The organism is Paraburkholderia atlantica (assembly GCF_009362785.1).
GTDB classification, from domain to species: Bacteria; Pseudomonadota; Gammaproteobacteria; order Burkholderiales; family Burkholderiaceae; genus Paraburkholderia; species Paraburkholderia atlantica.
Window position 1 is genome coordinate 20176 of sequence record NZ_WHNQ01000007.1, and the last position, 24613, is coordinate 44788.

Annotated in this window: 21 protein-coding genes; 6 read left to right on the forward strand and 15 right to left on the reverse strand. The window is 60.1% G+C overall.

From position 1 onward, the window contains the following. Positions 1–9: 9 nt before the first annotated feature. The 6 genes from GCT19_RS12320 to GCT19_RS12345 form a co-directional block, all read right to left on the reverse strand. Positions 10–303, reverse strand: a complete 294-nt coding sequence (locus GCT19_RS12320) for a TrbC/VirB2 family protein (RefSeq protein WP_227749247.1) — start codon at positions 301–303, stop codon at positions 10–12. A gap of 97 nt (positions 304–400) precedes the next feature. Beyond that, positions 401–1075: a lytic transglycosylase domain-containing protein gene (locus GCT19_RS12325; RefSeq protein ID WP_152852097.1), complete on the reverse strand. Its 675-nt coding sequence runs from the start codon at positions 1073–1075 to the stop codon at positions 401–403. A gap of 2 nt (positions 1076–1077) precedes the next feature. After that, on the reverse strand, positions 1078–1653 hold the full coding sequence (locus tag GCT19_RS12330) for a hypothetical protein (RefSeq protein ID WP_152852098.1): 576 nt from the start codon (positions 1651–1653) through the stop codon (positions 1078–1080). 366 nt (positions 1654–2019) lie between these two features. Further along, a complete protein-coding gene (locus GCT19_RS12335) occupies positions 2020–2310 on the reverse strand; it encodes a hypothetical protein (protein ID WP_321576793.1) in 291 nt (96 codons plus the stop codon). Then, entirely contained in the window at positions 2297–2536 is a 240-nt protein-coding gene (locus tag GCT19_RS12340) for a helix-turn-helix transcriptional regulator (RefSeq protein WP_129956349.1), read from the reverse strand. The genes GCT19_RS12335 and GCT19_RS12340 overlap by 14 nt, the downstream gene beginning before the upstream one ends. Positions 2537–2639: 103 nt before the next feature. After that, positions 2640–3041 (reverse strand): hypothetical protein, encoded by a 402-nt coding sequence (locus tag GCT19_RS12345; protein ID WP_227749240.1) that lies wholly within the window; start codon positions 3039–3041, stop codon positions 2640–2642. A gap of 523 nt (positions 3042–3564) precedes the next feature. Here GCT19_RS12345 and mnmH point away from each other — a divergent pair. Further along, positions 3565–4623 carry a tRNA 2-selenouridine(34) synthase MnmH gene (gene mnmH, locus GCT19_RS12350; protein ID WP_152852100.1) on the forward strand — a complete coding sequence of 353 codons (1059 nt, stop codon included), beginning with the start codon at positions 3565–3567 and terminating at the stop codon, positions 4621–4623. Here the strand turns inward: mnmH and GCT19_RS44795 are convergent. The 5 genes from GCT19_RS44795 to GCT19_RS12375 form a co-directional block, all read right to left on the reverse strand. Further along, positions 4552–5580, reverse strand: coding sequence for a fatty acid desaturase (locus tag GCT19_RS44795; RefSeq protein ID WP_152852101.1), 1029 nt, complete (start codon positions 5578–5580; stop codon positions 4552–4554). The genes mnmH and GCT19_RS44795 overlap by 72 nt on opposite strands. Continuing rightward, complete coding sequence (locus GCT19_RS12360) at positions 5564–6304, reverse strand: helix-turn-helix transcriptional regulator (RefSeq protein WP_152852102.1); 741 nt, start codon at positions 6302–6304, stop codon at positions 5564–5566. The genes GCT19_RS44795 and GCT19_RS12360 overlap by 17 nt, the downstream gene beginning before the upstream one ends. A 1196-nt stretch (positions 6305–7500) precedes the next feature. Beyond that, the gene (locus GCT19_RS12365; RefSeq protein ID WP_152852103.1) at positions 7501–8361 is read right to left on the reverse strand and encodes an MBL fold metallo-hydrolase; all 861 of its coding nucleotides are present in this window, start codon (positions 8359–8361) and stop codon (positions 7501–7503) included. Between the two features lie 28 nt (positions 8362–8389). Next, entirely contained in the window at positions 8390–12679 is a 4290-nt protein-coding gene (locus tag GCT19_RS12370) for an nSTAND1 domain-containing NTPase (RefSeq protein WP_227749241.1), read from the reverse strand. 107 nt (positions 12680–12786) lie between these two features. Further along, a complete protein-coding gene (locus GCT19_RS12375) occupies positions 12787–13593 on the reverse strand; it encodes a helix-turn-helix transcriptional regulator (protein ID WP_456299580.1) in 807 nt (268 codons plus the stop codon). Between GCT19_RS12375 and GCT19_RS44615 the strand changes: the two genes are divergently transcribed. From GCT19_RS44615 to GCT19_RS12385, 3 genes are all read left to right on the forward strand, one after another. Beyond that, entirely contained in the window at positions 13526–13753 is a 228-nt protein-coding gene (locus tag GCT19_RS44615) for a hypothetical protein (protein ID WP_227717602.1), read from the forward strand. The genes GCT19_RS12375 and GCT19_RS44615 overlap by 68 nt on opposite strands. After that, a complete protein-coding gene (locus GCT19_RS12380) occupies positions 13750–14577 on the forward strand; it encodes an SDR family NAD(P)-dependent oxidoreductase (protein WP_152852106.1) in 828 nt (275 codons plus the stop codon). Before GCT19_RS44615 ends, GCT19_RS12380 begins: the two co-directional genes overlap by 4 nt. A gap of 73 nt (positions 14578–14650) precedes the next feature. Then, positions 14651–15397: an SDR family oxidoreductase gene (locus tag GCT19_RS12385; RefSeq protein ID WP_152852107.1), complete on the forward strand. Its 747-nt coding sequence runs from the start codon at positions 14651–14653 to the stop codon at positions 15395–15397. Positions 15398–15449: 52 nt separating this feature from the next. Here GCT19_RS12385 and GCT19_RS12390 read toward each other — a convergent pair whose 3' ends face one another. Further along, positions 15450–15827, reverse strand: a complete 378-nt coding sequence (locus GCT19_RS12390; RefSeq protein WP_311542639.1) for a cupin domain-containing protein — start codon at positions 15825–15827, stop codon at positions 15450–15452. A gap of 83 nt (positions 15828–15910) precedes the next feature. Then, complete coding sequence (locus GCT19_RS12395) at positions 15911–16753, reverse strand: helix-turn-helix transcriptional regulator (RefSeq protein ID WP_152852109.1); 843 nt, start codon at positions 16751–16753, stop codon at positions 15911–15913. Positions 16754–17211: 458 nt separating this feature from the next. Between GCT19_RS12395 and GCT19_RS12400 the strand changes: the two genes are divergently transcribed. After that, positions 17212–20016 carry a bifunctional YncE family protein/alkaline phosphatase family protein gene (locus GCT19_RS12400; RefSeq protein WP_227717594.1) on the forward strand — a complete coding sequence of 935 codons (2805 nt, stop codon included), beginning with the start codon at positions 17212–17214 and terminating at the stop codon, positions 20014–20016. A 93-nt stretch (positions 20017–20109) separates the two neighbouring features. On the opposite strand, the gene GCT19_RS12405 is transcribed toward GCT19_RS12400, so the two are convergent. Beyond that, the gene (locus tag GCT19_RS12405; protein ID WP_227749242.1) at positions 20110–22314 is read right to left on the reverse strand and encodes a TonB-dependent receptor; all 2205 of its coding nucleotides are present in this window, start codon (positions 22312–22314) and stop codon (positions 20110–20112) included. Positions 22315–22548: 234 nt separating this feature from the next. Next, the gene (locus tag GCT19_RS12410) at positions 22549–23466 is read right to left on the reverse strand and encodes a LysR family transcriptional regulator (protein ID WP_026228042.1); all 918 of its coding nucleotides are present in this window, start codon (positions 23464–23466) and stop codon (positions 22549–22551) included. 108 nt (positions 23467–23574) lie between these two features. On the opposite strand from GCT19_RS12410, the gene GCT19_RS12415 reads away from it, so the two are divergent. Further along, entirely contained in the window at positions 23575–24564 is a 990-nt protein-coding gene (locus tag GCT19_RS12415) for a glutathione S-transferase family protein (RefSeq protein ID WP_152852110.1), read from the forward strand. Positions 24565–24613 lie beyond the last annotated feature (49 nt).

The window sequence follows — 24613 nt, forward strand, 5'->3', positions numbered from 1 at the left end:
CACCCCGGATCAGCTCGTCGGAATCAGCATGCCAGCGATGACCGTCGCACAGCCGACGAAGAGTCCACCGATGAACACATTCGCGATGTCGCCGAACCGGGCGTGCTGGAACATCATCCGGAAGCCCGCCCAGATGATGGAGATCGAGCAGATCACGCCCCCCACGCCCAGCAACGTCGTCTGGATCGTGCTCAGCAGCGTATTGACCTGCGAGAGCTGCGCCCACGCAGGCGACGCGAACATCAGGGAGGAAGCGGCGATCGCGATTCCTCGCGCCGCCGTTCGGCCGGACAGCCATCGCATCGTCCACATATCGACTTTTCGCACTTTATAAAGTATTCCTAAATACATGATCAGCTCCTGTTCGATCGATCACTATCTGATTCTTCAAAACGACGAGTTAGAACACCACTGCACTGCCATCCGGCTCGTGCCGCTTATCCGTAACCGGTGATGTGGCAGTCTCTCCATCGCGGTCCTGCCGCGATGGCTGTCGAATGACGGAAGGGGGGCGAGCTGGGCGAACCGGCGTCGCAGAATCAACCGGCGCGAACGGGATGGGGATGATCGCCGGCACGCTCGGCGGCGATAGCGACTGCTCCGCCGCGTCGTCCACGACGCGCTGTACATACCCCGTCCGGTAGCCGGTCGAAAAATTGCCGCTCGCATAGCAGGACAGGCTCGCGCGCAGCGCGGTCTGTCCGTCAACCTGAGAACCGGCATCTCCATGGACCTGCCGAATCCGCGCCGCCGCGAAGCAGCCTTGCAGGATTTCAGCGGCCGCCGCCAAGTTGCGGCACGGCTCGAAAGCGTTATCCGCAGTCAGGCCATAGGCTGGCCAGTTCGCGCGATTCACCTGCGCGAGCCCGACGCTGAAATTCCGGCCCCTCGCCTCTAGCGCGCGCACCGTTGCCACCGCTTCGGCGGCACTCGTTGGTTGCCGCAGCAACCGGCCATGCACCACGCCGATCGCATATGGATTGAATCCCGACTCGATACGCACGATCGCTGCCATCGTGACCGGCGCGATCTGCGGCGCGCACTGCTGCGCGAGTGCCATGAGGTCGAGGGACATGATCAGTTCCCCCCGCCGAAGCGATCACGCTGCTGGTCGAGGCGTTGCAGGAAGCGCACCGCGGACTGCCTCGGGTCATAAGGCGCTTGCGTACTGCCTGCCCCATAGAATTCGGTGATCGTTGGCCCCTGTCCACTGACGTCCCACCAGACGCGCGCAAAGAGATGGCTGTCGATCATGACGTTGATGGCACCGGTTGCCCGACACAGCAGTTCGCTTTGTTCCGGCCTAGCCCAAACCAGCAAGTCCTCGCGACAATAACCGCCGCTAGCGAACGTGTTGGTGGCGGACGTACTCTGCGCCCCACCTGCACCGAACTCGCACGTAGGAAATGGCTCGCCGTGACGCAGCGCGCGCCACAGCTTCTCGATTGGCGGCACGCATTCGCCATACTGCTCGGGACCGCCGGGGTTCGACAGACAAAGCATGGCCTGGCAACCCCAGTCGTCTGCATGCGCCTCGCTCGGCGTAAAAACCGAGGTGCCGACGAGGAGTGCCAGCGCAAACGACCAGCGCCGCGCAATACTGCGCATTGCGCGCAGTTCACGACACCAGAGAACGAAACGATCCATGATCATGATCCACCTTCCATCGATTCAATCCGTCGTGCGCCGACGTTCCGAAACGGAAGTGCGGGGAAAAAGAACCCCGCGGGCCCAAGGAGGCACGCCGCTGGTTCAAGGGGGATCAGCAGAAAACAAAAAAGCCTGCGACCGTAGGGTTCACAGGCTTGACTCGATATTGCGGCCATACGCCCACACACATACGTCGGGACATCGGAGCCGCTACCGCGTACTCGGTCGTGCGTTTGCGCCTCGACCGGAACAGATTGTTGACTGCACTCTAGGTGCGATTTTGCAGGGAGGCAAGCCTCGAAATCGCCGGTATTTCCGCACTGTCGTCCGTCAGTTTCCGGAGGTACCCGGCGAATTCCAGAAAAAATGTTACGGCTGTTTCTTCTCCAGCAGACGGGCAAGCGCGTGCTCGGCTGCGGCGAGTTCCAGTTCGTAACGACTGCGCGGATGACGAGGAATTTTGAGGCGGCGACAAACCACTTCGCGGCCGGCGTGCCACAAGAACACCATACGAAGCAATTCCTTGTGACGAGGCTCGAGACATCGCCAGGCCGCCTCGATCCTTGCTGCGTCGATCGGATTGTAGGCGCCACGTGACGCATTGGCCCAGTTGTCGAGACGGGATTGCAGCGACGCACGCGATGGATCAATCATCATCATGCGCCCTGTCGAAAGGACTGGCCGCCACGCGGTATCCGGCGGGATTGACCAAAAACGTCTCGATGTCCGACGCTCGCCAGCCGACCATTCGCCCGCCCAGCGATACTGGCCTCGGGAACGTTCCATCCTTGATGCGCTGATAGATGGTGGAACGAGACAGGCCGACGACCTGCTCAACCTGTTTGCGACGCAGGACCGCGCCTGCCACACGTATCGAATCCGACATGACTTCCGTCCTCCAGGCTTTGTGCGGATCTGTCCGGCACAGATCCGATTCAAGCAACAGGAAGCACAGACGGGGAAGTCCGTCTTACCGTCAGGAGACCCCGTCAGGACCGCGACCGCGAGTATCGGCTGCCAGCAGTCTCCTTCAGCCAATCAGGTCGGATTGCAGACGCATACGTCTGCGCGCTTCGAGACGCCTCGCCGTCGGGTTGAGCTTTCAGATTCAACCGTTCGTCGATCGCCCGCGCTACAACGGACGACTTGGGCGGATTGTTCTCGTCATAGTGGGACCAGAAAATATGCATGACATCAAACATTCCGGAAAGAATCTCGGTGATAAACGGCAGCCGAACGGTGATCCCGTAAGAATGCTCCGATTGCTCCTCGCAGGCGCATTGCAACGTCCTCCATGATGGGGCCATCGCACGCAACGACTCGAGCTCCTGCTCTTGCCGCTCTTCTATCGCATGATGCACGGCCACCGTACGAAGCAACGCCTTTCCCATATCGCTCAGTTGTCGCTCCTTCCCTCTCAATTGCTCCGTTAGGCGTCGAACGTCAGCCTCGGCCTGGTCTAGGCGCCTCTGCAGTGAATTTGGAGCAAGCGCTACGGTGCTATCGTCACGTGCTCCTGCTGGCTGACACGGGTTCTCTGAGTGATCCATGATCGTCCTCATCGCCTGCAGCGTTCTGCCGCATCACTTCCCCGTTACTTGCCACAAATCAAACCGGACGGCGACTCGATCGTCCAGCAGATCCAAATGTGCAGCACGGTCCCTTAGCGTTGACCTGCAACTCCCGCAATTCCCTCATTCGATTATTACAGCGCCCCCTTAGAGCAGCGTATCCTGAAGTCAGACATGACACTCTGACGACCGGTCAGTAGTAGAACGGTCGTACGAGCCGGCCTGGCAGCACCTGTTGTCGGACGCAGCGCTGCAAGAAAAAGTCTAGTTCGCTGGCTGCGGGATCGGCACCATACCAAACTACATTGACTTTTAAACGTCACTGTGATAATTGAGGCAAAACATGTACGACGTGGATGCTTTGAAGAGGTTTGACTTGGTGATCGATGCGCGGAGCCCGCGTGAGTTCGCCGAAGACCATTTGCCAGGCGCGATAAACCTGCCCGTTGTATTCGATGATGAGTACGCCGAAGTCGGTACTACGCATCGAACTGATCCCATGCGCGCGTATCAGATCGGCGTCGCCTATTCTTTAAAAAACATTGCGCGGCACCTCGAGCTTCCGTATTTTCGGCCAAGTCGAAAAATGTCAATTCTCGTTTATTGCTTCCGGGGTGGAAAACGAAGCAAGCTCTGGGCAGACACGTTAGAAACAATTGGCTACAAGGTCGAACGGCTCCCGAAGGGTTGGAAAGGATATCGGACCTGGGTTCGTGAAACTCTTGAAGAGATCCCTGCCCGCTTGCAGTTCAATGTGCTGTCCGGTCCCACAGGATGCGGGAAGACGCGTTTGCTGATTGCTTTGAGAGAGTCTGGTGCACAGATCGTCGATCTCGAAGATCTCGCCTCGCACCGAGGATCGATCATTGGGGCAATTCCCGGACGACAACAACCCACTCAGAAGCTATTCGACAGCATGTTGCTTGCCGAGCTTTATCGGCTGGACTCTTCGAGACGCGTCTGGATTGAAGGTGAGAGCAAACGTATTGGGCAAGTCCAATTGCCTACTGCGCTGTTCGATCGAATGCATGAGGGACGATTGTTTTCGGTCAAAACGCCGATGGCCGAGCGAATCGAAATGTGGCGTCGCGAGTATCCCCACTTCGAAAAAGACCCCGAGGGTCTAGTCACGCGCCTAAGCTATCTAAAAGCCCTCATAAGCGGCGTAACCCTACAAAAATGGATGTCGCTGGCTGAGCGTCATGAAATCGTCGCCTTGTTCGAGAGCATCATGCTCGATTACTATGATCCTGCATATTCGCGCTCCACGAAAAAAAACTACTCGCGTACCGGCTGCCCAATAGAGGTCGAACTTGAGACATTAGATTCATCATATCTTGTTACCGTCGCAAAGCGTTTGATTTCTGAGAGCGAGACGCCGACGTCGTTGACGCGTGAGTAAAACCTTTGCGCGTCGATCCATTAGGTAGTACCAAGCCGGCGGAAACAACGCTAACCAAAGCATCTGAAAGTAGCCTGCGGGCATAGCGACGCCTTGCGAACTGAGATTCAAATATCTCGCCTCACTTTCGCGATGGTGAGCGTTGTGAAATCCGTTGTTGACAAGCAGACAGTTTGACAGCCAGAAGTCGACGTCCCAAGCTGTTATCGTGGGTCGGGAGGAATCCACGACGATACCGTAATGCTGCATATATCCCACTGTTTCGACAACAAAGATACTAACAATGGAATAGCCAAAATAGAACATTGCAACTCGACCTTGCAGAGCCGCTGCTATGGCCAGTAGAGACAAGGAGAAGACCAGGTTTCTAAACAAACTCAACGGTACCTTCCCATCACGATACGACTGCGGGGAGAGTGAAGAGGTAAAGGCAGCCGAGTAGGATCTACCGGCATGGCGCCACGCCGACATTCCCAAAGGCGCCGCCGAACCGAACTTCGGATTTCCCACGTGTTGATGATGTAGTTGATGTGCGAATCGATAATGCGGATAGCCGGCGACGGCGAATGCGATGTCACTTGTCTCCCTCCAGAATCTATTCGATCGATGCGCAAGTTCATGAAGGTGCGCCATCGCGGTCGCGCTGAGTAATCCGCAAGCTGTCGCAAGTCCGATCAACTCTATCCAAGACGACATGCTTGCGCGCCATGCGCCGACTCCTATCGCGACCATCCATGCGACCGCGAACCAACACGGCACTTGATCCTCAGTTGTTTTCTCGAAGAATTTCCCCGCCCCCGGAGTTCCACGACCTATCGCCGCGTCCAGCATAGGAACAAGAAAAAGGACGATCATCGCGAACGCCCACGGTTGTCCGACAAGGAACAGTCCAGCGGCGGCTATCGGCAAAGTTAGTGCTAGCCAAAATGCACCAATCGAGTTACGCCAGAAGGTCATTTACCTGAGCGAACTTAACCGCTTCCGAAATATGAGAAACCCCAATCTTTTCCTTTATCTTTTTATAGTTTCCGTAAACCGTCTGAATAGAAACATCTAATTCGCGAGCAATATCTTCGGCCGTAAATCCCATCTTCAAGTAGCCCAATATACGAAGATCCGTTTCGGTAATTCCATGTGCCTCAACTAGTTCGCGCTTTGAGACTCGATTGAACCAATCCAGTAGCTCCGAGGCGAGCGCCCTGAAGTACAACCGATGTGCAGCGAGCTTTTTTTCCCCAATCTCCTGGCTATCGTCGGAACCGATGTACAGAACGCCCAGACGGTCTGAAACGCTCGTGTGGACGGGAACGACGATTCCACTTCTGAAGCCATGTTCACTCGCGGCTGCAAGCATTTCACACTGGCCTTGCGTCTCAAGCGCAATCTCCGAACCGGTGATTGGTGCAGTGTTGCTTCGCGCATACTCCAAAAATGGATCGGTCATATACCACTTATTGGTGTTGTACATCTGGCACCATTCTGGGCTGCAGCCGATCAAAAAACGATGCGTAGGACGCGCCGCCGTCGACACTCCGGGGTAAATGGCAACGAAGACGTACGACTCTCCGCCAAGTGCGCTGACTATGGCCTTCACGCAATCGGCAAGTTCGCAATCGCCGCTGGCGGTGATGAGCGTTTCAAAAAGGACGCTTAGGTCTGGGGGCGTCAATTGGGTGGCCATCTCTTCCGCCTCTATCCCCTTCCCGAACTCTCCAGCTATCCGAACGTGCGACTTTCTAGAAGTTGACACCGAACCTCGTAATACAACGGGGCGAGTTCTTTCGAATAGTTGTCTGCAACGGCGAATCGTTGGACATCGTACGGAACCGTTATGGGAAGCACCTGGACGAATGTCGTTTGATCTCTTTCAATCAGTCGTCGCTCCAGAACGAACCCCGGGGGGGCCCTAAAAAGACTGAGCACAACTCGCTCTCCGCCGATAAGGAGCCCGCGCTCAAAAATAAGGCTCTTCATCATCGGCTCCGTCACGGAGATTGCGATGACCACAAGAGGAGCAGGCGATCCCTTCAGCGTCGATTTCTGACGTACTGGAGATAAAGTCGTCGGACCCACACGCATCACACTCCACGATCAAACCGTTGAACACGGTACCGCAGCACTGACAAGTGAGGCGGTGAACCTCACCTGCCGCGAGGATTTCCCAGCAGTCTTCCATTGGAACACTGCATTTGGGACAGAGAAAACCCAGTTCGCATGTAGCGCTTGCCATGACTGAAAGCTATACGAAAGAAAATCCGCATGAGGTAATAGTTCAGCTTAGTTTGCTCGGTTTCATCTGCCAAATAGCGGGAGCCAATAGTTTATCGACTCCTCATAATGCGAATTTCTTGAATGATGGCGTGATCTGGCTTGAGGGTTGCTTGAGCGGGTGCGGACGACTTAGCAAAACCTCATTGCCATCAACTGGGACAGGCTTGCAGTTCGTAGGGGAGCCGCAATGCCCATGACCGAGGTGCCAAAAGGCCCGTCGTTAGCTCACAGGTTCGTTCTTCCGAGAATCTAGCGTAGCGTCCTCCCGACCGCATAATCGTCCCACGGGAGCCACAGCGCGCCGCGAACATCCAAGTTTTTTGCGTATACCGGTGCGTATACCATCGTCATCGGAATCAATTTTCTTTTTATTTTTCCGTTGCTTACTGCCTAGGTTCGAGTGCTCTCCTGGCACCACAAGTTGGTCCGGCGTAAGCCGAAGTAGTTCGAGAAACCCCGTAAGATCAAAGTCTTACGGGGTTTTTTGTTATTCATAACTCCGGAACGTCCCGCTGACGCCGGCTCCTTCGCGTGTACCAACCACGCTCTCAGCCCTACCTGCATTGCGGCGCATGCGCCGAATCTCGCCACGAAAGCCCGTCGACATCAATCCTTCCGCATGCGAACGACCAACGCAAGCAAGCGGGCCCGCATTTCCTCGGCCGGCAGGTGCGTGGGCCAGCCGTGGCCAGGAAGCAACCACTCGAAGCGATACGCGGCTAGCTCGCCAAGCGATTCGGTGAGCTCAGACCATGAATACCAGCACGCGTCCCTGAACGCGACGAGGTCCCGCGCGCGCGGGCTCCAGGCAAGCGAATCACCCGAGAACAACACGCTGTCGTCGAGCAGGTACACGACGCTACCGCGCGTGTGCCCGGGCACAGGGATCGCGCGCACGCCGGCCGCAATGTCCGTGGCCGATCCATCGTCGAGCACGTCCGTTGCATAGGGCGCAGCCGACATGTCTTCGCGGTGAATCCAGACGCGCGCGCCGAAATGACGGGCGTATTTATCTGCGTCCGCGACATCGTCGCGATGCGACAGAAGGATATGCGCGATACCACCGTTCTCATCAAACCATTTCACGAGTTCCGCCGCATAGCGCGGTGAGTCGATCAGCAGATTGCCGTCCGGACGCCTCGCAAAGTAAGAGTGCGCGCCAAACGACGACCGCGCGTTGAATCCGCAGCGCCACACAGCCGATGTGATCGGCTGTGGAAAGATCACGGCGCCACTCGGACGAGGCTGCTTCGTTTCACTGCGTACGGACGCCGTAGGACATACGAGCACCGCACGCCAGGCAGCGACGTGCTCTTCGGGCGTAACGGGCTGCCGCAAGAAGACACTTTTGTCGTTTCGCTCGACAATCAGCCCGGGCGCGACGTGACGCGATGCACCGCAATTGATGCACGCTGTGTCGATGTACCACTCGCCTGGGACAGAGTCGGCGTTGCGTGTCGGCTTCATTCGATGCTCCTGCCGTCCGGTCGTCAAATCAGGATCCGCATACATTTTCGCCCTCGCGCCCGCGTACGAGAGAAAGGGCCGCTGCATCACCGGTTGTGAGCAAGTTTGCTCCTACGAGCTTTTTCTTGCACACCGCCATCGCCAGACCCCGCCCTCGATTCTGCATGAGCCATCGGATAGGCCACACCCGGGCGGTCCGATCCGCGGACGCGGTCACCACCCGCTGGCCGTCCGGGCTGAAGGCGGCCGAGCTCACGGGTCCCCGGTGCCCGGCGAGTAGCGCGATGACCCGGCCAGTCGCCGCGTCCCACACCCGCGCGGTCTGATCCGCGGACGCGGTCACTACCCGCTGGCCGTCCGGGCTGAAGGCGGCGGAACTAACCGCTCCCTGGTGCCCGCCGAACCTGGCGATCTGTTTGCCCGTGGCCGCGTCCCACACCCGCGCGGTGCCGTCCGCGGCCGCGGTCACCACGCGCCGTCCGTCCGGGCTGAAGGCCACGGAAAAAACGGTCCCATGATGCCCGCTGAGCACCAGGATCTGTTTGCCCGTGGCCGCGTCCCACACCCGCGCGGTCCCATCCCAGGACGCAGTCACCACCCGCTGCCCGTCCGGACTATAGACGACGGAATCAACCGGCTCCTGATGCCCGCTGAGGATCAGGATCAGTTTGCCCGTGGTGGCGTCCCACAGCCGCGCGGTCCCATCCGCGCACGCGGTTACCACCCGTTGGCTGTCCGGGCTGAAGGCGGCGGAAAAAACGGTCCCCTGATGCCCGCTGAGCTGGGCGAGCTGTTTGCCCGTAGCCGCGCCCCAGACCCGCGCGGTCCCATCCCACGACGCGGTCACCACCCGCTTACCGTCGGGGCTGAAGACGGCGGAATCAACCGCATCCCGATGCCCGCTGAGCAACGCAATCTGCTTGCCCGTGGCGACGTCCCACACGCGCGCGGTCCTGTCACGGGATGCAGTCACCACCCGCTGACCGTCCGGGCCGAAGGCGGCGGAAACGACCGGCTCCTGATGCCCGCTGAGCAGCAAGATCCCCTGCCCCGCGTCCCACGCGCGTGCGGTCCCGTCACGGGATGCAGTCAACACCCGCTGACCATCCAGGCTGAAGACGGCGACGTTCACCGGCCCCTCGTGTCCGATGAGCTGCGCGATGATCTGGCCGGTCGCCGCATCCCACACCCGCGCGGTCTTGTCATCGGAGGCGGTCACCACACGCAGGCCGTCCGGCGTGAAGGCGGCGGAGCTTACCGGTCCCTGATGTCCGGTGAGCTGCGTGATCACGTGGCCGGTCGCCGCATCCCACACCCGCGCGGTTTTGTCATCGGACGCGCTCACCACGCGCCGGCCGTCCGGGCTGAAGGCCGCGGAGAAAACCGGTCCCTGATGCCCGTTGAGCTGCGTGATGACCTGCCCGTTCGCCGCATCCCACACCCGCGCGGTCTTGTCATCTGACGCGCTCACCACGCGCCGGCCATCCGGGCTGAAGGCGGCCGAGCTCACCAGTTCCCGATGCCCGATGAGCTGCGCGATCGCCTGGCCGGTCGCCGCATCCCACACCCGCGCGGTCCTGTCCGCGGACGCGCTCACCACGCGCCGGCCGTCCGGGCTGAAGGCCGCGGAGAAAACCGGTCCCTGATGCCCGTTGAGCTGCGCAATCTGTTTGCCCGTCGCTGCGTCCCACACCCGCGCGGTCCTGTCCGCGGACGCGGTCGCCACGCGCCGGCCGTCCGGGCTGAAGGCGGCGAAATAAACCAGATCCTGATGTCCGCCGAGCTGCACGATCTGTTTGCCCGTAGACGCGTCCCACACCCGCGCGGTCCTGTCCGCGGACGCGGTCACCACCCGGCGGCCGTCCGGGTCGAAGGCGGCGGAATAAACCAGGCCCTGATGCCCGCTGAGCTGCACGATCTGTTTGCCCGTAGCCGCGTCCCAGACCCGCGCGGTCCCATCCCACGACGCGGTCACCATCCGCTTACCGTCGGGGCTGAAGACGGCGGAATCAACCGCATCCCGATGCCCGCTGAGCAACGCAATTTGCATTGACGCTTGCGCGCCGCGCATGAGCTCCAGCTCCGCGTCAACCGATCCCGGCGAGAGCCAACTCTTCCCCATCGCCAGTATCGCGAAGCGCATTGCGCGGTCGTAATTTCCCGCGTCGTTCGCCGTCGTCGCGGCCGACGCGAACACAGCGGAAGTCTGGCGTGCGACCGTCCGAGTCTGATAAATGATCCACCCCCCTGTCGCAATCAGAATGACCGCGATTACGCCCATCAATATCTGGATGCGTCGCTGCGTGGACGCCGTCCGTGCCTGAGCGATTTGCTGTAACTGCGACTCGCGCTCCGCGCGCGCGTCCTCGTCGCGCCCGCGGCAAGCCCGCAAATACGAAAGTCCATCGGCGCCCAGCAATCTTTCGAAGTCCGGACGCTGAAGGACTGCTTCCGCACTCGTCAGCCGCTCGCCGGCGTGGGCCAGCCAGGCCGTCCCCTGCCCGTTCTTTTGCCACTCGTGCGCCGCTCGCTGCACGGTTTCGACTGTCTTGAGCGCATCTGCGTCCGCGTCGAGCCAGGCGGTAAGGGCGGGCCACTGCCGTAACAACGCCTCGTGCGCGATTTCAACGAGGGTGATTTCCTCATCGCCAGCTTCGGCCTTGCGCCGGTCCTGCAATAGCAGTCGATACCTGATGAGACGCTTCAGGACCGCATGGGCGGATTCGGGAAGCTCATCCCAGCGTGCCACACGGCGCTTGCGCTGTTGCGTCGGCCGTTCGACGTGCGCGAGCCATGGAATCAAGCCCTCGCGCAGTAGACGCTCGCGCTCAGCCTTATCTGCTGGAACAGCGGGCTCTCTTCCGGGATCGGCAAATGCCGATTCGACTGCGGCCTCAATGGAACCGCGCACACCGCCGATCGCCTCATAGTCGGCTACGCTGAAGTTTCCGGCGGCGCCATAGTCGGTAAGTAGCCGCTCGAGCGTAAAAGCCAGCAAGGGCAATGCGTCTGCCCCTTCAGTGTCCTGAAGAAGCCGCTCGGTCAGCGCTGGCTGGATCGTCAGCTTACGTCCGGCGGCGGTCGCCCGCGCGGCAGGACCCTCAATCACGGCCTTGAATTCGGCACGCTCGAAAGGAGGGAGACTGAAGACACGCGGTGATATGCCGCGCAGCATTGGCGCGCTCCGCAATTGCTCGTAAGCGTCTGTGCGGATCGCCACGACTGCAAGCGCATGCTGCCGTTTGCCGATCGCCTGAATCCCCCCGCTTTCTGCCGCGGCTAGCGTCCGGGCAAGCACGGACAGGAAGTGCAAAGACTCCTCTTCGCCTTCTGCGCCGAACAATTCGTCGCCCTGATCGATGCAGACCAGAACGGTCGGCGCAATGGCATCTGACCCGAGCCGCGAGCAGTGCAGCGTTTGAAGCTGGCCAAGCAATTGCTCAAATCCATCCGGAGTCTGAACTGCCTGGTGGATCTCGGCGCGCGTCCTGGGTACAGCGAGTTCCTGAAAGGCCAGCTCGATACTGACGACGAGTCCCGTGGCGCCGGTAAGAACAGCCCGCTCTGGCCGAATCACACGAAGCGGCAAAAAGTTTCGGTCATCGCGCTTCAGGCGCGGCCACAGGCCGGCCCGCAGAAAGGACGACTTGCCCGCGCCAGATGCGCCGAGGATCACCAACATCCGCTCGATCCCCTGCTCGCGGACGCTGCGTAGCGTATCGAGGCCACGCACGACCGCCGTATCCCGGCCAAAGAACACGGCCGCATCCTCGGCCTCCAACGCTCTCAGTCCCGGATAGGGGGGCCGCTCGACATCGTTAGCCGGCGGCCATGAAAAGCTCGACGCAGCGAGCCCTGCTCGTCGCAGCCCAAGCTCGAGTTTGGCAAGCCCCGCTTTAGCGAAAGAGACTTCAGTCTGCGGGACGAGCGGGTCATGCCAGACCCGGAAGCTCTGGCGTTGAGTCCCGGTGGCGAGATCACAGAGCTGCCATTGCGCCATCGTCTCTTTCGGCAAGGCGTCGGGCGGCGTCGGCTCGACCAGTACACCGAAGATTGTCTTGCCCAGAAATCTGGCAAGGCTTAACTGGGCCAGACACGAGCGAGAGTCGCACCACGCAGGCGAAATCAGAAACAGCACGGCCTCGCAGCGGTCGGCCGCAGTCTTGAGCGCTTGTTGCCAGCGTTCCCCTGGCGCAAACCCCTTGACTGGCTCGAGGTCCAGGAAGTAGTCATCCCAGCCGTTATCGGCAAGCCAGTGTCCGATCGCGAGCGCGAGAGCGTTATTCGCACTCGCGTGGCTGATGAAGATCCTGGGCATCGCGCTGCGAACTGCCGGCTCGCAGTTGACTGCACTCGGAAAGGACACCATCCACCTCACGTGTTTGAGTCTGGCATCCCGCGCGCTGGATTGATTGCCTCAATGTTTTACGGCTCGCGCCTGACGGACGCGATCAGAGCGTCCAGCTTGTCCGCGGTCCTGCACTCGTCAAGCGGCGTGTAGACGGTGAGCTTGCGATCAGAGCCGTCCAGCAGCGCGAAACTGGTGTATTCGAAGACCATCAGGCCTTTTCGCGGATGCCTGATGCGCTTGATATTCGATAACGGATTGAGCACTTCGTGTCTGCGCCACCACGCATTGAATTCGTTACTCCTGTGTCGCAGCGTCGATATCAACCGCTCAAAATCAGGATCGCCCACGTAGCGTGCGCTGTCGTTGCGGAACATCGCAAGGGACGCCCGCGCCACTTCCTCCCAGTCAACGAGCAAACGACGGTGCCGCACATTGGCGAAAACCATAAACATCAGATTGCGCTCATCCGCCGAAAGCTGCCCATAGTCACCGAACACCAGGGTGGCTGCTCGATTCCAGCCCAGGATATCCCAGCGACGGCCAGTGACGTAAGCGGGTTGGCCCGACAGGCTGGCAAGCATCCTTTGCACCGGTTCTTCGAGCTTCTCTGGATTCGTCGACCGGACTTCCGGCGACGGACGATCGCTCAGTACGAACAGATGCCGCCGCTCAACGGCATCCAGTCGCAACGCGTCCGCGATTGCCATCAGCACATCTTCAGACGCGCGGACATCGCGCCCCTGTTCGAGCCACGTGTACCACGTGGTGCCGACGTCCGCGAGCATCGCGACTTCCTCGCGTCGCAGCCCTGGCGTGCGTCGTCGAAAACCGTCAGGCAAACCGACCGCGGCCGGACTCAAGTGCTCGCGCCGCGACCTCAGGAAGGCGCCTAGCTCGCAACGGCGTCTGTCGGCGGCCGAGGTTCTGACGTTCATCGTCATCGTGGTAGTTCCCTATACCAGTATCGATCCAGCACTGTTTGTCGCGCGGCAGAGCGCACAGCATGAAGATGAAATCAACTTCCAGTCTATTCAATCATGAACATGACGAACAAGCTTGCGCTGGTTACCGGTTCCACCGACGGACTCGGACGCTCCGTCGCGAAGCGACTGGCAGCCCAGGGCGCACATGTGCTTATTCACGGGCGAAACATGGAACGGGGCGAATACATGGTTCGCGAGATAGCCGGTGCGGGAGGCAAGGCCACTTTTTATCCGGCTGATTTGTCTACGTTCGCGGAAGTTCGATCGCTGGCGAGCGCGATCGGACGCGCACACGATCAACTCGACTTGCTGATCAACAACGCCGGCATCGGCACTGGTTCGCCCGGCTCGATCAGGCAAGTCACGGCGGATGGAATCGAATTGCGGTTCGCTGTGAACTACCTCGCGGGTTTTGCCCTGACCAGGCTTCTGCTGCCTCTTTTGCTGAAGGGCTCCAGATCGCGGATTGTCAATGTTGCGTCCGTGGGACAACGCCCGATCGATTTCGACGACGTGATGTTGAGCCACGGCTATAGCGGTACCCTGGCCTATTGCCAGAGCAAACTCGCGCAAATCATGTTCACGTTCGATCTGGCCGACGAACTGGCCCGGACCAGTGTGACGGCGAATTGTCTGCATCCCGCCACATACATGGATACAACCATGGTGAGGAATGGCGGAATCACGCCTCTGAGCACGGTCGCGGAAGGTGTGGACGCGGTTCTTCATCTTGCGGCCACCACCGGAATGGAAGGCCGCACGGGCCTGTATTTCGACGGCACAAGGCTCGCCAGAGCTCATCCCGATGCCTACAACCCCGCGATTCGCAAGCGGCTGCGTCAGCTCAGCTTTCAGTTGACGGACCCCTCGCTGGCACATTGACACATCGAACTTCGATGTCGGTCCGCCTGGGTTCCGGATACCCGGCATTTCTCAAAGAGCGGAAACTTCAACCATGTCACAACATGTCTTCATTGTCGGCGGCTCTTCCGGAATCGGCTTCGCTACCGCGAGCCGGCTACTGGATCGGAGATACGCGGTCACGATCGCCGGGCGAGACTCCGCAAAACTGGCCAAAGCGAAGGTCGCGCTGCGCGACGCTGCAAATACGGTGAGATTCGATGCATCCGATACATCGACCATCGCCGGTACGTTTGCCGAGGTCGGCGCGATCGATCACCTGGTTCTCGCGCTCGGCAGTGGCAAGGGCGGAGGCCCGTTTTCAGGCGTCAGTCTCGATGCGGTGCGGATGGGATTCGACGAGAAAGTGTTTCCTCATTTCGCGTGTGCCCAGGCGGCGCTTGCGTCGATTGCGAAAACCGGAAGTATCACTTTTCTCTCTGCCGTGTCGGCACACTCGGCCATGCCCGGAACAGCGGGCCTCGGCGCAGCGAACGCGGCGATTGCTGCGATCGTGCCGATCCTCGCGGCAGAGCTGCGCCCGTTGCGGATCAATGCAGTTTCGCCTGGTGTCATTGATACGCCGTGGTGGGACTTTCTGTCGGCGAAAGATAAGGAATCCGCTTTTGCCGGTTATGCGGCGATTACGCCGGTAGGACGAATTGGCCAGCCTGACGACGTTGCCATGGCGATTGAGTTTCTGATTTCGAACTCGTTCATGTCGGGGCAAACCATCATATGCGACGGTGGAATCGGTCTGGAGTCGACTGGTCGGGCCGTACCTTCGACCGATCCTCGCTGACGATGACCGCGGAATCGACCGTGTAGCGTCGAAGAGTTGAACCCGCTACGCATCACTTGTCACCGGTGGGAACGATGCCCGCCGCCTCGACCATCAGGACCACCGTTTTCTCAGGTGCTCGAGGGCGATGCAGCAGGCCTTTATGCACGACGAACGCTTGTCCCGGGCCTAAATCAACGACCCGCTCCTCGAGGTCGATCAGGAAGCGTCCGCTAACGACGTAAAAAAATTCGTCCTCCGCGTCATGTTTGTGCCAATGATATTCGCCCTCGACGACACCCAGCCGGACTACCGATTCGTTCACCTGACATAGCGTCTGGTTGTACCAGGGATGGCGGTTTGCCGCCACGAGGGCGGGCACGTCGATGACTTCGCCGCAGGAGTAAAGGACGTTAAGGCGAGTCAGATAGGGAAAGGCATCGGTGCTCACATCAGTCTCCATGAACGTTAGTTCGTGTCGAAGATGCGAGCCACTTTAGGCCGCGGCAGTTCTGTTGGTCTTGTACCGGACCGTCAATCTTTGGTACAGGAGCGATCTTCGAGCAACTGCGCGCGATACGCGCCTGGTGTGAGCCCCATCCTGCGCCGAAACACGCGCGTAAAGTGGCTTTGGTCGGCGAAACCGGCGTCCTGAGCAATCGCTTTGAGCGAATGGCGTCCACTGGTCAATTGAGCGCATGCGAAATCGAGTCGAAGCTGGCGCACGTATTCTCCGACAGTACAGCCATAGTGCTTGCGGAATTCTCGCGCGAGGTGGTCGGCGCAAACATGGCTGTCCGAAGCGATTTCGTCCAATGTCAACGCGTCACGAAAACGATCGTGCAGCAATGCTTCCACGCGGGCGAGCCATCGACGTGAACCGCCGACCGTCGCCGTACGCGGAGCGGCCCGCTCGCAGGCCGCAAGAAGTTCGAGTACCAGCCCTTCAACTGCTAGCGACGTCGCTGAATCCTGCTCACGGCACTCGCGGACCAGACGGCGCATGAACGACAGCGGAGCTCCGCTGGCAAAGTCACCCGGCCGATCGAGGACTTGGGTCCGGCCACCAAGCCGCTCTAGCCACGAGGACGAAAATTCGACATGGAGCGCCTTGCCGCCGGCGCCGTACCAGCAATTTGCGTGCGGCACGCCTGCGGGAAAAAGCGTTAAGGACATCGGCCCGTCTTCGCCACGGCGTGACGGCCAGGATCGTGTACCGCAGCCGTCCAGTACGAAACAGAAAAACGGATTCACATGTTCGTGCTGCGGAATGATGAGATCCGTTGCGAATTGGGTCTCCACGACCGAGATTCCATCATCCCGGTATTGCAGGGTGGTAGTGCCGAAATAGTCGCCCGGCTCGAGTACCCGTAGCATGGGACTGCTCCCAATGAAAGGATGCAGTCGATATTACACACTTCCATGGAACCGTTCGGAAGGCAGTGCCCCGCAAGTCGTCTACGACCACTTTATTGCAAGATTATTTTTACGTTTAAATTACGATTACATATCAATCGATAGACAATTTTTGTAAATATTCATTCGCAATGCGCATGGTTCAAACATGTCATTCCACTGACATTCGCAGCTGACTAAATATTGCGGTGCTGAAGCTCCAGAGTGGCGCCGTTTCAATGCATTCCGCCTGGACGTCTCGCTGGCACATTTCCGCGATCAGGAGCAACACACCTGACAAATGATTCCGCTTTAATCCAATTTTGGCTATTTTGTTTTGATTATCTGGGAGAAACAAAATGCATCGAAATCTCATTCACTCTGGATTTGCATTAGGATTATTGACGAGCTGCATTGCATTTGCGGCACCGCAGGGCGACATGGAGCTTCTGCCGACTGGCCAGTTCATCTCCCCGAAAGCCATACCAGGTGCCGTGCAGCAGTTGCTCAACCCGCAGCTTTCGGCAAAGCCGACCCAGATCGTCAGCGGCGCCATCAAGTCACAACTCAGCCCGGATGGCAACACGCTCGCCGTGATTACGGCCGGCTATAACACCGTCTACACGGGCGCCAGCAACAGCACGCTGGACAAGACCGACTCGACCCAGTACATCTTCATCTACGACGTGTCGGGCGCTAACAAGGCCACCCCGAAGCTCGTGCAGGCCATCCACCAGAACAATGCGTTCGATGGCCTCGCATGGAATGGCAACCAAACCCTGTACGGCACCGGCGGCGCTGACGACGCCGTTTATGTCTATAGCCGCCCGTCGGCTCTTCCGTCGGCCCAATGGTCGCAAACCGCAGCCATCGCCCTGAACCACGGCAAGGGTATCGGCTCGGGGGTGAAGCCGAACGCCGGTGGCCTCGCTCTCTCTGGCAATGGCAGGATCCTCGTCGTTGCCAACAACTACAACGACTCGATTACCATCATCGACACGACGTCGAACACCGTCATGTCGGAATATGATCTGCGTCCGTTCAATACGTCGGGCACGCAGGGCGTTGCCGGTGGCGAATATCCGTGGGCCGTTTCGCTGAAATCCGACGACACGGCGTTCGTCTCGTCAGTGCGCGACCGTGAAGTCGTGGTGCTCAATCTGTCGAACCCGGCCGCACCGCAATTCATCACTCGCATTCCGGTGAAAGGAAATGCCTACGGAATGACTCTCTCGCCAGATCAGTCCAAGCTCTACGTCGCCGTGTCGAATACCGACCAGGTTGCGGTCATCGATACGGCCAGCCACCGGGTCGAGAAGACGATCGACATCGCCCGCCAGTCCGGCGACGGCGATGACCACGGCAGCGGCAACAACAGGAAGTACAGCGGCCGCGACACGGTCAACGTAACCGTATCGCGCGACGGGCGAACCCTGTATGCGGTCAACAACGGCGACAATTCGATCGCCGTGATCTCGCTCGATGGCAACGAGGGCTACCACGTCACCGGCCTGATCCCGACCGCGTATGCGCCCAAGGACGTCACGCTGAGCGCCGACGGCTCGCAGATGTACATCATCAACGGCAAGTCGAACACCGGCCCGAACCCGCTGTACACGTCGGGCACGACGGCCCAGTACCAGTTCGGTCTCGAGCAGAGCAGCCTCGTGAGCGCACCGGTCCCGAGGGGCGACGTGCTTGCCCGGCTGACGAGCCAGGTCGACGAGAACAACCACTATTCGGTCAGAGAGTCGCAGAGCGACCGCCAGACGATGAATTTCCTGCACGATCACATCAAGCACGTGATCTATGTCGTCAAGGAAAACCGGACGTTCGACCAGATTCTCGGCGACCTCGGCAACGGCTCGAACGGAGATCCGTCGCTGACGATGTATGGCAAGGCCACCACCCCGAACTTCCACAATATCGCTGGCAACTTCGTCACGATCGACAACTTCGCCGATCCGGGCGACGGCTCGATGGATGGCTGGTCGTGGGTGCAGCACGCGCACGTCACGCCGACCGAGGAAGTTTCGCAGCAGGAAAACTACGCCGGCGTGAGCCGCGGCATGTCGTATGAATCCGAAGGCGCCAATCGCGGTCTGCCGGTTGGCCTCGCCACCACCGCCATGCGCGATGGCGCCTCGGGCGGGGCCTACAGTACGGTCACATCGTCGCTGCCGGGCGGCACGGCCAATGCGCTGCCGGGTATCGCCGACATTTCGGTACCGGATGCGCCGTTCGGCTATCAGAAGGCGAGCATCTACGACGCGGTGCTGCAAGCCGGCGGTACGGTCCGCAACTACGGCGGCATGGTCAACAACACCGGTTCGATCGGCACGATTGCGAGCCCCCTCCTCAACCCGTTTGCCGCCGGCAACATTCAGGCGTACCCGCTCAAGCCGTCGCTCGTCACGCTGACGGACCCGTACTACCGCGGCTTCGATCAGGCCTATCCGGACACCTTCCGCGAACTCGAATGGAACCGCGAGTTCCAGCAGTACGTCGCGAACGGCCGTCTGCCGTCGTTTGAATTCGTCCGCATGGGTTCCGATCACACCGGCAGCTATGCGCAGAACGTCGGTCAGATGGGGACGGCTGAACAGGAGCAAGCGGATAACGACTTCGCGGTGGGCAAGCTGATCGAGACGGTCGCACACAGCCCGTACGCGAAAAGCACGCTGATCGTGGTGGTCGAGGACGACTCGCAGGCCGGTTCTGATCACGTCGACTCGCATCGCGCCCCGGCCTACGTCGTTGGCGCATACGTGAAGAAGAACGCCGTTGTCAGCACCGCGTACAGCCAGGTGAACGCGATCCGTACCATGGAAGACGTGCTCGGCACCCAGCACATCAATCTGAACACCGCGTATGCGCAACCGATGGCCGACGTCTTCGACACTGGCTCGGATGGTTCGTGGACCTACACTGCGGTTGCATCGACGATTCTGAGAGGTACGAACGTGGGCAATGTGGCCACCGGCCCGACGTCCGGCGGCAACGACGGCAACCAGTATGCACAGGGGCCGGACATTCATCCGCTGCATGACGCGACTTACTGGGCAAGCGTGACGAAGGGCTTCGATTTCTCCAGGGAGGATCGCGTTCCGCCGGAGCTCTTCAACCGCGTGCTGTGGACCGGCGTGATGGGAGACAAGCCGTATCCGGTGCCGCATTCGATCTACACGAAGATGTCTGCCGAGGGTACGAAGACGGTCGCCGCTGCCGACGACGATGACGATTGATCGAGGGTTCGCATCGCCCGTCGCGCTGCACGCGCAGTAGCAGCCATCGGCGGGCGGCTATCCATATGGACAGCCGCCCGCTGCCGTGCACGATCAAAAGTCCGCGTGCAGGCGAACGTACGCGGCTAGCGGCGAGCCGAGGTAGGCACCGACCACGTTGGTGGCGATGAAGTAGCGCTGGTTGGTGACGTTGTCGATGTTCAGATCGGCCCCCCAGTGACGCTCCGCGTAACCGAACTGCAGGTTCGCGATCACGGAAGCCGGTGCCCAGTCGTAGCCGTTGGCAAAGCCGTTCGTCATCCGGCTCATGTAATCAATGCCGGCACCCGCATGAAAACCCGCCCTGCCGAAGAGGCTGAAGCGGTATGTCGTCCACAGGTTCGCCATAAAGGCGGGCACGCCCTGCGGGGCCGTTCCGACCGCGCCCGGGGTGTCCGGGCTATAAGTGATATGCGCCTGCTGTCCGGTAAAGTTCGCGTACACGTGCCAGTTCGACGTGAGATCCGCGTCGAACGAAGCTTCGCCGCCGCGCGTGCGCTGCGAATCGAACGCGAGTTGGTCTTCACCGAACGGAGTCGCCACGTGTTCCCGCTTTACGTCGAACAGCGCGGTGTTGAGCACGTAGCGCCCGTCGTCGAACGACCACTTGACGCCCAGTTCGTATTGCAGCGCTGATTCCGGCGGGCCGACGGAAAATGCCGTGTTTTCGGAGTTGAAATTCGCGAGATAGCTGCGCGATACGCCGAAATATGGCGTCATCCACGGGCTCAGCTTGTACAACATCCCGGCGCTCCAACTGGTCGGGGCATCGTTGCGCGTGTACGTGTTGCCAGGAACCAGCGTGATGCCGTCGTTGGCCGTGCGATTCGGCTCGCCGGGGACCGGGTTCAGCGTCAGCGACGTACCGAACCAGTCCTTGCGCACGCCGGCGCGGAGCTTGAATCTATCCGTCACGTCCACCTGATCGGTCGCGTAAAGGCTGTAAAAGTTCGCGCTCACATGATCGTTCTGGCACGAGTGAGACGGCGCGCACTGGAAGTGCAGGCTTGCGACGGATGTTTCCAGCGGCACCGGTGCGAAGATGTCGCTTATGTCCGGAAGGTCTGCTGTCGTCTTCGCGCTGTTGAGATCCTGGTTCAGGTATTCGAAGCCCGTCAGCAGCGTATGGTGGATGCTGCCTGTCGAGAATTTCCACACGGGTTCCATCTGGTAGTCGAACGTGTTGAGCGAATCGTCCTGATCGCGCAACTGGCGGCCGACGAATGCGTTGCCCTTGACCTTCGCGTGCGTGCTGTCGCCGTTGCTGTAGAAGTCCAGCGTGTGATGCATGTATGACAGGCGATTATTGATCGTCAGGTAGTCGCTGATGCGCCACTCGTCCGTCAGCGTGGCGCGGATGTAGTTGCCGTGCGCGTTCGCGAATGGCGTCGAATATTTGGCGTTGAACGGGACATTGCGAATCGGCGCCCCCTTGTAGTAGATGATCCCGTATGAGTCGGGCGTTGCCATGTACTGTTGCGCGTCGATCGAGAATTCGACCTTGTGGTCGCCGATTTTCCATTGCAGATCGGGACGGATTTCCCGGTTCCAGGACGCCAGGGCGCGGTAGCCGTCCGAGCGGCCGGCGCTGGCGTCAAAACGATAGTTCAGTCCGTCGATGCCGGTTGGACCGGTGACATAGCCACTCGCGTTGACCGTACCGAAAGAGCCGGCCTGGATATCGCCGCCCCAGTGGAACTGCGCGGACGGCGTGTAGTGGACCAGGTTGATCGAGCCGCCCGGAGGGCCGCTGCCTAGCAGCGCCGACCCCGGACCTTTGAGCACCTCGATGCGCTCGACGCCCAGCAGCGAATGCATTGGGCCGTTGACCTGATCGCCGTCCGAGAAGCCGTCGTCATAGGTCTGCGCCTGCAGGCCACGGATCATGAAGTGGTCGGTGAAGCCCTTCGAATCGGTACCACCGTAGTTCACGCCGGACACGTTGCCTTTGCGGATCGCATCCTGCAACGACATCGCGCCTTGTTCGTCGAGAATGCCGCGCGGGACGATCTCCACGCTCATCGGCAGGTCGCCGAGCGGAGTGCCGGTCTTGCTAACGCCCACGATCTGTTCGGGATCGTCCACGTTATCGGGAGCGGCCGCTGGTCTGGTCGCATTGACAACGATGGGTCTTAGAGTGACCGGCGCTTCAGTCGGTTGAGCGGCCGCGGGTTGAGTCTGCTGTGCATTCGCACCGTTGGCGAGCGACAACATTGCAGCGGAGACGGCGATGGCGATTCTGGATGGCGATGGTCTCATTGACTCCATTCCATTGCGGCACATTGCATCGGCTTCATGCTGTGGCAAACAAATCCTGAGTGTTCCTGCCCTTCGACCCGCGAAATTTATCGTTTGCGCGTGTCACAGACATGAACAGTCACACGGCCAACGAATGCGAAATCGTTGTCGTGTAATCGCGACGCCATCGCTTTCTATCGAGGGGCGGCCTACGCGACCTCGCATCGGAAATGCCCATGCAGCTATGCGGATCGCTTATGCGAACAGATCGAGTCCGTTCACCAGTCGTTTGGCCAGACGCGGTTGACGCAATTGCTCCAACCACCATTGAAGCGCGCGCCCTTCGTGGTCGCCACGCCAGGCAACGTAGAGCACATTGGGTTCACGGGGATCGGCCGTGTCTTTCTCGACGAGTTCGCCTCGCTTGAGCAGCGCCGCAATCCTGCGTCTCGGCAGCCAGCCGACCCCGAGGCCGTCACGCTGAGCCAGAATCTTCGCGCGCATGCTGGGAACGGCCAGCGAAGCCTGGCCGCCAACAACGCCATAGGCGCGGCCCGGCGTCATTCTCGACGAATCGGCCACGACGACGGCACGATGGGCCGAGATATCTTCGCGCCTGAGCGGACCTTTGGCTGCCGCCAGCGGATGATGCGGCGCGACCGCGAACACCCACTCCATCACACCCAGCTCGAACCACCGCAGCCCCGGTATCGCCGGGGGTTCGTTCGTCGCCCCGACAACCAGCTCGCCCCGACCTTCGCGCAGCGCCTCCCACGTGCCGCCCAGCACTTCATTCGTGACCCGAAGCTTGACCCCCGACTGCAACGCGTCAAACGCACGGATAACCGGCATCACGAGTTCGAACTCGATGATCTCGTCGCTCACGATCCATAACCGGTCCTCCCAGCCGCTCGCGATCTGCCGAACCCGCTGAGTCATGCGAGCCACGTCCTGCATGAGCCGGCCCGCCTCCTCTGCCAGCGCATGCCCAGCCGGGGTAAGCTGCAACCGGTAGCGCCGGCGATCGAACAGCAACGCGTCGAAGCGGCTCTCGAGCTGGCGCGCGGCATGCGACACAGTTGACGGCGCCTTGCCCAGTTGCGCGGCCGCGCGCGACAGGCTCCCGGTCTCCCGAATCGCTTCCAGCAATGCAAGCTCTTCCGCCGACAACATGTTCCACTCCATCGAACGTATTCATTGGGACGATCGTACGGCAATACCATGCTGATGGTCCATCATGCTGTAACGAACCTGAACGTCTCGCGAACAAGGAGCATCGATATGGGCCTGCTGGTTAATGGTGAATGGCAAGACCGCTGGTATGACACGGCGTCCACGGGTGGTCGTTTTGTCCGCAAGGACGCCGCGTTTCGCAACTGGGTGAGCGCCGATGGCAGTCCCGGGCCCAGCGGGCGTGGCGGCTTTCGCGCCGACGCTGACAGATACCACCTGTACGTGAGCCTCGCTTGCCCGTGGGCACATCGTGCGTTGATCGTGCGGGCGCTCAAGGGCTTGAACGAGATGGTCAGTGTGTCGGTAGTCCACTGGCTGATGCTCGAGCACGGATGGACCTTTGCCGAGGGGCCCGGCACCGTGCCCGATACCGTCAACGGCGCCAGCTTGTTGCATCAGGTCTACACCGCCGCCGACCCGCACTACACCGGACGAGTCACCGTGCCGGTGCTGTGGGACAAACAGCAGAAGACGATCGTCAATAACGAATCGTCGGAAATCATTCGTATGTTGAACTCGGCCTTCGACGGTCTCGGCGCTACGCCTGGCGATTACTATCCGGCGCCATTGCGCCGCGAGATCGACGAAATCAATAGCCGTGTGTACGACACGCTGAATAACGGCGTCTACAAATCCGGCTTTGCAACAACGCAAAGCGCGTACGAGGAAGCCGTCAAGCCGCTGTTCGAGACGCTGGCGTGGCTCGAGGAGCGGCTCTCGACACAACGCTTTCTGACTGGCGAAACCTTCACCGAAGCGGACATCCGTCTGTTCACGACGTTGATACGCTTCGACGCCGTTTATGTCGGTCACTTCAAGTGCAACCTGCAGCGGATCGCCGACTACCCCAACCTTTCCGCCTATACGCGCGATATCTATCAGATGCCGGGCGTCGCGCAAACGGTCAATTTCGATCACATCAAACGGCACTATTACGAAAGCCATCGTGGAATCAACCCTACGGGCATCGTACCGCTTGGACCGGTGCTCGACTTCTCCACCCCTCACGATCGCGCGCGATTCACGCCTGCCAGCTAGGGAACCTCAGTCATGTGCAAGGCTCATCCGATGCTCCCTCCGGTTCGCG

Bases quoted from the DNA above. Each gene is read 5' to 3' on its own strand.
- GCT19_RS12320 (WP_227749247.1), bottom strand. From the start codon at position 303: ATGCGATGGCTGTCCGGCCGAACGGCGGCGCGAGGAATCGCGATCGCC.
- GCT19_RS12325 (WP_152852097.1), bottom strand. From the start codon at position 1,075: ATGTCCCTCGACCTCATGGCACTCGCGCAGCAGTGCGCGCCGCAGATC.
- GCT19_RS12330 (WP_152852098.1), bottom strand. From the start codon at position 1,653: ATGATCATGGATCGTTTCGTTCTCTGGTGTCGTGAACTGCGCGCAATG.
- GCT19_RS12335 (WP_321576793.1), bottom strand. From the start codon at position 2,310: ATGATGATGATTGATCCATCGCGTGCGTCGCTGCAATCCCGTCTCGAC.
- GCT19_RS12340 (WP_129956349.1), bottom strand. From the start codon at position 2,536: ATGTCGGATTCGATACGTGTGGCAGGCGCGGTCCTGCGTCGCAAACAG.
- GCT19_RS12345 (WP_227749240.1), bottom strand. From the start codon at position 3,041: ATGGGAAAGGCGTTGCTTCGTACGGTGGCCGTGCATCATGCGATAGAA.
- mnmH (WP_152852100.1), top strand. From the start codon at position 3,565: ATGTACGACGTGGATGCTTTGAAGAGGTTTGACTTGGTGATCGATGCG.
- GCT19_RS44795 (WP_152852101.1), bottom strand. From the start codon at position 5,580: ATGACCTTCTGGCGTAACTCGATTGGTGCATTTTGGCTAGCACTAACT.
- GCT19_RS12360 (WP_152852102.1), bottom strand. From the start codon at position 6,304: ATGGCCACCCAATTGACGCCCCCAGACCTAAGCGTCCTTTTTGAAACG.
- GCT19_RS12365 (WP_152852103.1), bottom strand. From the start codon at position 8,361: ATGAAGCCGACACGCAACGCCGACTCTGTCCCAGGCGAGTGGTACATC.
- GCT19_RS12370 (WP_227749241.1), bottom strand. From the start codon at position 12,679: ATGCCCAGGATCTTCATCAGCCACGCGAGTGCGAATAACGCTCTCGCG.
- GCT19_RS12380 (WP_152852106.1), top strand. From the start codon at position 13,750: ATGAACATGACGAACAAGCTTGCGCTGGTTACCGGTTCCACCGACGGA.
- GCT19_RS12385 (WP_152852107.1), top strand. From the start codon at position 14,651: ATGTCACAACATGTCTTCATTGTCGGCGGCTCTTCCGGAATCGGCTTC.
- GCT19_RS12395 (WP_152852109.1), bottom strand. From the start codon at position 16,753: ATGCTACGGGTACTCGAGCCGGGCGACTATTTCGGCACTACCACCCTG.
- GCT19_RS12400 (WP_227717594.1), top strand. From the start codon at position 17,212: ATGGAGCTTCTGCCGACTGGCCAGTTCATCTCCCCGAAAGCCATACCA.
- GCT19_RS12405 (WP_227749242.1), bottom strand. From the start codon at position 22,314: ATGAGACCATCGCCATCCAGAATCGCCATCGCCGTCTCCGCTGCAATG.
- GCT19_RS12410 (WP_026228042.1), bottom strand. From the start codon at position 23,466: ATGTTGTCGGCGGAAGAGCTTGCATTGCTGGAAGCGATTCGGGAGACC.
- GCT19_RS12415 (WP_152852110.1), top strand. From the start codon at position 23,575: ATGGGCCTGCTGGTTAATGGTGAATGGCAAGACCGCTGGTATGACACG.